The organism is Ruegeria sp. H3 (genome assembly GCF_056533095.1).
Genome location: NZ_JBQFOD010000013.1, coordinates 98,279 through 106,889, shown reverse-complemented (window position 1 = coordinate 106,889; position 8,611 = coordinate 98,279). Strand labels below are relative to the sequence as shown.

The following is an 8,611-nucleotide window of genomic DNA, read 5'->3' as shown; positions in this document are numbered from 1 at the left end:
CTGCGGTCAGCGTCGTCTTGCCGTGGTCAACGTGGCCAATCGTGCCGATGTTGACGTGCGGTTTTGTACGCTCAAACTTTTCCTTTGCCATTCCTCAGGCGCCCTTTTGCATTTTGGGGGACCCTTGGTCCCGTGGTTACATCTGCGCGCGCGAGATATTTGGTTCAGGGGGGAAAATCAAGCACATCCTTGGGGAAAAGCCGAGCTCAGGCCGGATTTTGCACCAGTTCGGTAGAATCGAGCGGTTGGATCAGGTCTGGTCGCTTGTCGAACCAGCCATTGTCATTGTGCTCTTCGGCGAGCCATTCTTCGACGCGGTCAGCAACTTTGAGGGCCAAACCACTCATTTGCTCTTCTTTGGTTCGGGTGCGCCCTGAACCGGCAAAGGCGCTTTCCCCAGTCGTATCTTCCAGCACTTGGAACTGTTTGGCCTTGGCCAGAAACTCTTTCTTTTTCACGTCATAAACGTTTACCAAAACAATCGCGGTGCTTTTGGGATTATAGATAACGGGAACTCCGGGAGGAGCCAGCATATAGCCTTCGAGGCTGATTCCGATGTCATATTCCTGCGCCCCTTGATAGCGCCCCAGACGGATATCAACCGCGTTCTGGATCGCGTCTTCCCATTCTTTTGGGGTTGCATCGCGCGAAACCGGACCCTGTTTCGCTTTTTCGGCAAACGCGTAGTTTACACGTAGCTTGAATTCACCCAGTGACTCGGGTTCTTCGTAAACCTGTGTCTGCGTGCAGGCGCCCATCAGGGCCAATCCGGTGATCAGTGTCAGAATGCGCAACATGTCTCGTCTCGATAGGCCCGTTTTTCTTTTGATTTAGCGCACCAACACAGGCCATGCCAAGTCGCATCAGCAGAATTTCACCCGCGCAAGCCCTTTGATCACGAGAATTTATAGTCGCGTGGGAAACCATAGGGGGGCTTTTTCCCAACACTGGCGCGTTTGGCCAGCCACTGAGACATATCCGCCTCGTGCCGTGTCTTATCGCCACCCATCGACCATTTGAGGCCTTCCTCCCAGTTGAAGGTGGTGATGTCAGACAGGCCGCCATCCAGTTCCAGCGTCCCCTGCCGCCCGCGCGCCATATTGTATTTCTGCAGACGCACACCTTTGCCGCGTGTCATCTCGGGCAGGTCTTCGGTCGGGAAGACAAGGAACTTACCGTTCTGAGATACGACCGCCACATGGTCGCCTGCGACCGGCTTACAGATCATCGCCGTTTCGTCATCCTTGACGTTGAGCACCTGTTTACCGTTTCGGGTCTGGGCCAGCACGTCATCCTCGGGCACCATGAATCCGTTGCCTGCGTCGGAAGCCACCAGCAGCTTTCGCCTCGGTTTGTGGATCAGGATGTCGATGATCTGAGCCTCGTTCGGCAAGTCGACCATCAGGCGCAGCGGTTCGCCCATGCCACGCCCACCGGGCAGGTTGGCGGCACTGACCGTGTAAAACCGCCCGTTTGAAGCAAACACCAGCAGCCGGTCGGTGGTCTCTGCATGAAAGATGAACCGGGGGCCGTCGCCGTCCTTGAACTTCAATTCGCGTGCCAGATCGATATGTCCGGTCATAGCGCGAATCCAGCCCATCTGAGAGCAAACGACCGTGATCGGTTCGCGGTCGATCATTGCTTCGAGCGGCACTTCCTCGACCTGTCCGGCCTCAGCAAACTGCGTCCGGCGCGCGCCACCTTCATAGTCTTTGCCGAAGGTCTTCTTAGTCTCTTTCAACTGCTCGGCGATCTTGGCCCATTGCAGGGCGGGATCGGCCAGCAGGTCTTCGAGATTGGCGCGTTCCAGCATCAGGTCGTCGCGTTCACGGACCAGTTCCATCTCTTCCAGACGGCGCAAGCTGCGTAGGCGCATGTTGAGGATCGCGTCGACCTGAACCTCGGACAGTTCGCCCTCGCCCGGTTTGGGTGAGACATAGTCGGATTCGTCGGTCGCGCGAACATGGTCTTTGCCCCAGTCCTCGCGCATCAGCGCGGCCTTGGGGTCGTTGTCGTATCGAATGATGTCGATCACACGGTCGAGGTTGAGGAAGGCGACGATAAAGCCCTCCAATACCTCCAACCGGTGGTCGATCTTCGCCATGCGGTGGCGCGAGCGGCGGATCAGGACCTCTTGCCGGTGATCGAGGAAGGCGCGCAACACTTCCTTCATCGAACAGACCTTGGGCGTCACCCCGTCGATCAGCACGTTCATGTTCAGGCTGAACCGCACCTCAAGGTCCGAGTTGCGATAGAGCATCCCCATCAGCACCTCGGGGTCCACGTTTTTGGAACGCGGCTCGAGGATCAGACGGATGTCGTCGGCGGATTCGTCGCGCACATCGGCGAGGATTGGGATTTTCTTGGTCTGGATCAGTTCCGCTATCTTCTCGATCAGCTTGGACTTCTGAACCTGATAGGGAATCTCGGTGACCACGATCTGCCATTGGCCGCGGCCCAGATCCTCGACCTCGAACTTACAGCGCAGCCGGAAAGATCCGCGCCCGGTGCGATAGGCCTGCGCGATATTCTCGGGCGGCTCGACAATGACGCCACCCGTCGGGAAATCCGGGCCGGGCACGTAGTTCAACAACGTGTCGTCGCGGGCATCCGGCGTCTTGATCAGATGCAGACAGGCATCGCACAGCTCCGAGATATTATGCGGCGGGATATTCGTCGCCATGCCGACTGCGATACCGCTGGCACCGTTGGCCAGCAGGTTCGGAAATTGCGCGGGCAGTACGACCGGTTCGGTCAGCGTCCCATCGTAGTTGTCACGAAAATCAACCGCGTCTTCGTTCAGACCTTCCAGCAGCGCCTCGGCCACGATGGTCATCCGCGCTTCGGTGTATCGCGAGGCCGCCGGGTTGTCGCCGTCGATATTGCCGAAGTTCCCCTGTCCGTCGACCAGCGGGTAGCGGACGTTGAAGTCCTGCGCCAGACGCGCCATCGCGTCATAAATCGCAGCGTCCCCATGGGGGTGATAGTTACCCATCACGTCGCCGGAAATCTTGGCCGACTTTCGGAACCCTCCGTTTGCACTGAGTCGCAACTCGCGCATCGCATAAAGGATTCGCCGATGCACCGGCTTCAACCCGTCCCGCGCATCCGGCAGGGCGCGGTGCATGATGGTGGACAGCGCATAGGTCAGATAGCGCTCACCAATTGCGCGGCGCAGCGGTTCGGCTACCTCGCCCCCACCTTCAGGGGCCTCCATATTGGGGTCGTCGATCGTGTCATTCATAGATGATGTGATACGACGCAAGCGCGGCTGGGTAAAGCAAGCATGGCCCATTTTGCTGGGGACAAGTCGTGCTTTTTGCAACAGGGGGAGGCAAGCCTGTGTTTTCCCCCGATTTTCGACTCAGCCATCAAAATATGGTACCATTCCGACAATAAATGAATGCTGCCTTTTTGTTGTTGTAACGATTGATTTTGGGGGATGCGCCATGACGCGCCTTATTCTTATTACATTTGCCGCACTCGGCTGGACCTTTTACGTGATGAGCGGAGGTCCGGATTTTGAACCACGCGGCCTGCGCGCCGACAATCCGCAACGTATGGCTGAAGCTTTCAGTCCCGCATCTAAGCCCGTGGCCTCAGCCCCGGTGGAAGAGCTTGTGACACAGGTCAGCTTTGAACCGACCCCGTCGAATCGTCCTGCACCAACACTTGAGCCGCTTGCAGAGCCTGAGCCAGCCCTGACCGAAGAAGAAACCAAGGCCATGCTGGCACAAGTGGCCGCTGGCCTGCAGGCGAACCCCTCTTTGTTCGAAGATCAGACAGTTTCGCTTGCGCTCGCATCGCTTGAAGACGGTGTTGCCTCACTTCAACAGGTCGCCACAGACGCCGACCCCGAGACAGTAGGCGTGCCTGCTTTGCCTGAGCCAGAAAAGGACATCCGCGAGATTTCAGGCACACGCGTGAACATGCGCGATGGGCCCGGTACGATCTATCCGATCATCGGCAAAGCGCAGATCGGCCAGCAGGTCGAAGTTCTGAGCGACCCGGGCACCGGCTGGCTGCGCCTGCGCGTGTTGCCTGGGCAACAGGTCGGATGGATTTCAACATCGCTTGTCCGAAAAACATCAAACTGATTGTTTAGAGTCATTGTCCTGCCCCAATGCTAACCGTAGCTATTGAGCACATTCTGGTGCGGGACACTCATGCAAAAATCGATTCTCATCACAGGTTGTTCTTCGGGTATCGGGCTTGATGCGGCACACGGTATGCGAGCACAAGGATGGCGGGTGTTTGCCTCGTGCCGACAGCAGCGTGATTGTGATCGGTTGCGCGCCCAAGGCTTTGAAAGCCCGCGAATCGACTATGCGGATGCAGACAGTATCAAGGCCGGGTTGACCGAGGTTTTACAGGCCACCGGAGGCACGTTGGACGCCTTGTTCAACAACGGCGCCCATGGCCTGCCCGGCGCGGTCGAAGATGTACCCACAGACGGGTTGCGTCACATCTTCGAATCAAACTTCTTTGGGTGGCACGAACTGACGCGGCAGGTCATTCCCGTCATGCGGGAACAAGGGCATGGGAGAATTGTTCAATGTTCTTCTGTACTTGGGCTGGTGGCATTCCCATGGCGGGGGGCATATGTGGCGACGAAATACGCCATCGAAGGGCTCAGCGACACGATGCGTCTTGAATTGAAGGACACAAACATCCGCGTGATCCTCATCGAACCAGGCCCGATCACGTCAAAGCTGCGTGAAAAGGCCATCCCGTTATTCGAACGGTTCATTGATTGGGAAAACTCGGCCCTACGAGCGAAATATGAAAACTCACTGCTGAAGCGGCTGTATGAGAGCTCGGGACCCGACAAGTTTGAACTGCCCGCTTCGGCGGTCACGGCCAAGCTGGTCCATGCGGTCGAAGCGCGCAGACCCAAAGCCCGCTACTATGTCACCACGCCGACCTATATCGCCGGTTATCTGCGCCGGATATTACCCACAAGGGCGATTGACCGCATTCTGTCCGACATCTGAGACGAAATTACCGGTTCGCTTTTTCGGGTATCGGGGCTAGATCAGTCCAAACGAAACAAAAAACGCAGACGGTGAACCCTTATGGACCTTTTGATGGTCGTTTTGCTTCTGGCCATGGCGTCAGTGGTGGTCGTATTGGCGATCGGCATTTCCAACTTCGGCAAAGGCGGCATGGCGGCTGCGAAGAAAAGCAACAAGATGATGCGGCTGCGCATCCTGTTTCAGTTCATTGCCGTATTGCTGATCCTGCTCTACGTCTACCTCAAAGGACAGGGGGCATCTTAAATGGTTGTACTAAACAAAATCTACACACGAACCGGAGATGACGGGAAGACCGCCCTCGGCAATGGTGAGCGGGTTGCCAAATACTCTGGCCGGGTGGCCGCTTATGGCACAGTGGATGAGTTGAACTCCTTCGTGGGCGTGGCACGCACAGAGGCCGGTGGTGAAACCGACGCGGCCCTCGCCCGCATTCAGAATGATCTGTTCGATCTGGGGGCCGATTTCTGCCGCCCCGATATGGAAAAAGATGCCGAGGCAGACTATCCGCCACTGCGCATCGCCCCTGCCCAGATTGACCGTCTTGAGGCCGAGATTGATGCTATGAACGCCGACCTTGAACCGTTGCGCAGTTTCATCCTGCCGGGTGGATCCCGTCTGGCGGCCCATCTACACGTCTGCCGCACCGTGTCCCGTCGGGCCGAACGCCTTGCCGTTGAGCTGACAAATATGGAGCCGGTGAACGAGGTCGCCGTCAAATACCTCAACCGTCTCAGCGACTGGTTTTTTGTGGCGGCACGCTGCGCCAACAACAACGGCAAAGACGACGTCTTGTGGATTCCGGGCGCGAACCGCTGACTGGCACGCCTGCAAATCAACTGCTTCTATCCGCAACAAAGTTTCGCGCCGTGGCGTCAAAAATTACGAAACGCGACGTCCCGAGCCCCTGACGTGACGATTTTGCCCTGTTGCACCGTGAATTGAGACGCTATTCAGTCGTCCGAGAGCATTGGTGGAGTCGCGTTGCGACTTACCGTTTTTGTGAGGAGAAAGCGCAAAATGAAGGTACTCGTGCCTGTCAAGCGCGTGATTGACTATAATGTGAAGGTCCGCGTGAAAGCGGACGGTAGCGGTGTTGATCTCGCCAATGTCAAAATGTCGATGAACCCGTTCGACGAGATCGCGGTGGAAGAAGCGATCCGCCTGAAAGAAGCGGGCAAGGCTGACGAAGTGGTTGCCGTTTCGATCGGCGTCAAGCAGGCGCAGGAAACCCTGCGCACCGCGCTGGCCATGGGTGCAGACCGCGCCATTCTGGTTGTTGCCGCTGATGATGTCCATCAGGACATCGAGCCGCTGGCCGTCGCAAAGATCCTAGCCAAAGTGGTCGAGGAAGAGCAGCCCGGCATCGTTCTCGCAGGGAAGCAGGCGATCGACAACGACATGAACGCCACCGGGCAGATGCTGTCGGCCCTGCTGGGTTGGTCGCAAGGCACCTTCGCGTCCGAACTGGACATCGAAGGCGATAGCGCCAAGATCACCCGCGAGGTTGACGGCGGTCTGCAGACCATCAGCGTCAAGATGCCGACCATCGTGACCGTTGACCTGCGCCTGAACGAGCCGCGCTATGCGTCGCTGCCCAACATCATGAAGGCGAAGAAAAAGCCGCTGGACGAGAAAACCGCCGCCGATTACGGCGTCGACGTCACGCCGCGTCTGGAAATCGTCAAGACCGACGAGCCGCCGGCACGTGCCGCAGGCATCATCGTAGGCTCGGTTGACGAGCTGGTCGGGAAACTCAAAGAAGCGGGGGCTGTGTAATGGCTGTTCTTCTTCTGGCTGAAGTCAACAATGGCGAGCTGTCGCTGGACGCTACCGCCAAGGCCGTAGCCGCCGTCAAGTCGCTGGGCGACATCACCGTTCTGGCCGCTGGCGGTTCCGCTGCCGCAGCTGGCGAGGCTGCTGCCAAGATCGACGGTGTCGGGAAGGTTCTGGTTGCCGAAGACGCATCGCTGGGCCACCGCCTGGCGGAATCGACCGCAGCCCTGATCGTGTCGCTGGCCGATGGGTATGAGCACATCGTGGCCCCTGCGACCACCGACGCCAAGAACGTGATGCCGCGCGTTGCTGCGCTGCTGGACGTGATGGTGATCTCGGATGCGTCCGGCGTGGTTGACGGCTCGACCTTCGAGCGTCCGATCTATGCGGGCAACGCGATCCAGACCGTGAAATCGAACGACGCCAAGAAAGTTGTCACCATCCGTACCGCGTCCTTTGACGCGGCAGGCGAAGGTGGTTCGGCATCGGTTGAAACCGTTGCGGTTCCCGGCTCCGCAGGACTGTCGTCCTGGGTTGAGGACAAGGTGGCCGAGAGCGACCGTCCGGAACTGACCTCGGCTGGTGTTGTTGTTTCGGGCGGCCGTGGTGTCGGCTCGGAAGAGGACTTCAAACTGATCGAAACGCTGGCCGACAAGCTGGGCGCGGCGGTTGGTGCCTCGCGCGCGGCGGTGGACTCGGGCTATGCGCCGAACGACTGGCAGGTGGGTCAGACCGGTAAGGTTGTTGCCCCCGATCTGTATGTAGCTGTCGGCATCTCGGGCGCGATCCAGCACCTTGCTGGTATGAAAGACTCGAAGGTCATCGTTGCGATCAACAAGGACGAAGAAGCGCCGATCTTCCAGGTCGCCGACTTCGGACTGGTCGCCGACCTGTTCCAGGCCGTGCCGGAACTGACCGAGAAACTCGGCTGATCTGACAGACCAGGTTTTTGCTGAAGCCTGTCGAAAGGCCCGCCAACAGGCGGGCCTTAGTCGTTCAGATCTTTGAGGTTAGGCAAGATAGCATCCGCAATGGCACGATGCGCGGCGGGGCCGATCATGTGTTCGGCCATTGGCTGCTGCAACGTGCCAAACAGCACATCCTCAAGCATCTCAGACGCACCTGATACGGCAACCTCGGCTTTGGCCACTTTCGCAGCAAACTGTCTGAGTTGACCCAGCATCGCATCGCTGATCTGTATCAGGGTATCCTCGACAAGCTGCACCCGACTCACCGTGAGGTGCAGCAGAAGAACCGGATTTTCGATGTTTAGCAGCAAGGTTTTCATCGCCTTCACCCAGCCTTCTTGCAGCTCCTGGGCGACCATCTCAAAACGGGCATCCTGATTGGCCTGAAGCCGGGTCAGCAAATGGCGCACAAAATTGATCTCGGCAAAGTCAATCTCGGGATACAATGCCAGAAGGTCGGGCGTAGGAGCAAGGAAGCGGTCGTTGCGGCGAGGGTGCACGCGATAGAATCGATTCGATTGACCATAAACCTCTGGCAGTTGCAGAATACACATCTGGCTGCCATTGATCAGCTCCAGCAAACCGTCGTCGCCAAGAATGGCATCAACACCTGAAAACAGGCTGCCCAGGTTGACGCATGTCTGTCGCAACTTGTCTTGAAGAACAGCAGGATACGGGTGCTCGACAAATCGCCCAAAGGTTTCATCCATGCCGACACAAGCCACATAGGGACCATCCAGCGCATTGGCAGGCCCGCGAAACCACAGTTTCGACCCAAAATACTGACATAGTTCGCCCCCGGCCACGCCGGAGCCTGCCTGATGATAGCTCATC

10 protein-coding genes are annotated in these 8,611 nt (G+C 57.9%); 6 read left to right on the top strand and 4 right to left on the bottom strand.

From position 1 onward, the window contains the following. The 3 genes from ACR0JE_RS15690 to parC all read right to left on the bottom strand — a co-directional run. Positions 1-91 (bottom strand): GTP-binding protein (locus ACR0JE_RS15690; protein WP_215675807.1); only part of this gene is annotated, 91 nt, incomplete at its 3' end. A gap of 115 nt (positions 92-206) precedes the next feature. Beyond that, positions 207-797 (bottom strand): hypothetical protein, encoded by a 591-nt coding sequence (locus ACR0JE_RS15685; RefSeq protein WP_480502129.1) that lies wholly within the window; start codon positions 795-797, stop codon positions 207-209. Positions 798-895: 98 nt separating this feature from the next. Next, positions 896-3,244: a DNA topoisomerase IV subunit A gene (parC, locus tag ACR0JE_RS15680; RefSeq protein ID WP_480864821.1), complete on the bottom strand. Its 2,349-nt coding sequence runs from the start codon at positions 3,242-3,244 to the stop codon at positions 896-898. A 205-nt stretch (positions 3,245-3,449) separates the two neighbouring features. Here parC and ACR0JE_RS15675 point away from each other — a divergent pair, with 205 nt between their 5' ends. The 6 genes from ACR0JE_RS15675 (at position 3,450) to ACR0JE_RS15650 (ending at position 7,741) form a co-directional block, all read left to right on the top strand. Then, entirely contained in the window at positions 3,450-4,097 is a 648-nt protein-coding gene (locus ACR0JE_RS15675) for an SH3 domain-containing protein (protein WP_480864820.1), read from the top strand. Positions 4,098-4,166: 69 nt separating this feature from the next. Then, a complete protein-coding gene (locus tag ACR0JE_RS15670) occupies positions 4,167-4,994 on the top strand; it encodes an SDR family NAD(P)-dependent oxidoreductase (protein ID WP_480864819.1) in 828 nt (275 codons plus the stop codon). Between the two features lie 81 nt (positions 4,995-5,075). Next, positions 5,076-5,279, top strand: a complete 204-nt coding sequence (locus tag ACR0JE_RS15665) for a twin transmembrane helix small protein (protein WP_170531301.1) — start codon at positions 5,076-5,078, stop codon at positions 5,277-5,279. Then, complete coding sequence (locus ACR0JE_RS15660; protein ID WP_480549913.1) at positions 5,280-5,852, top strand: cob(I)yrinic acid a,c-diamide adenosyltransferase; 573 nt, start codon at positions 5,280-5,282, stop codon at positions 5,850-5,852. A 201-nt stretch (positions 5,853-6,053) separates the two neighbouring features. Continuing rightward, positions 6,054-6,812 (top strand): electron transfer flavoprotein subunit beta/FixA family protein, encoded by a 759-nt coding sequence (locus tag ACR0JE_RS15655; protein WP_480549915.1) that lies wholly within the window; start codon positions 6,054-6,056, stop codon positions 6,810-6,812. Further along, positions 6,812-7,741, top strand: a complete 930-nt coding sequence (locus ACR0JE_RS15650) for an electron transfer flavoprotein subunit alpha/FixB family protein (RefSeq protein WP_480549917.1) — start codon at positions 6,812-6,814, stop codon at positions 7,739-7,741. Before ACR0JE_RS15655 ends, ACR0JE_RS15650 begins: the two co-directional genes overlap by 1 nt. 56 nt (positions 7,742-7,797) lie before the next feature. Here ACR0JE_RS15650 and ACR0JE_RS15645 read toward each other — a convergent pair whose 3' ends face one another. Continuing rightward, complete coding sequence (locus ACR0JE_RS15645; RefSeq protein ID WP_480864818.1) at positions 7,798-8,610, bottom strand: DUF6473 family protein; 813 nt, start codon at positions 8,608-8,610, stop codon at positions 7,798-7,800. Position 8,611: the final 1 nt, after the last annotated feature.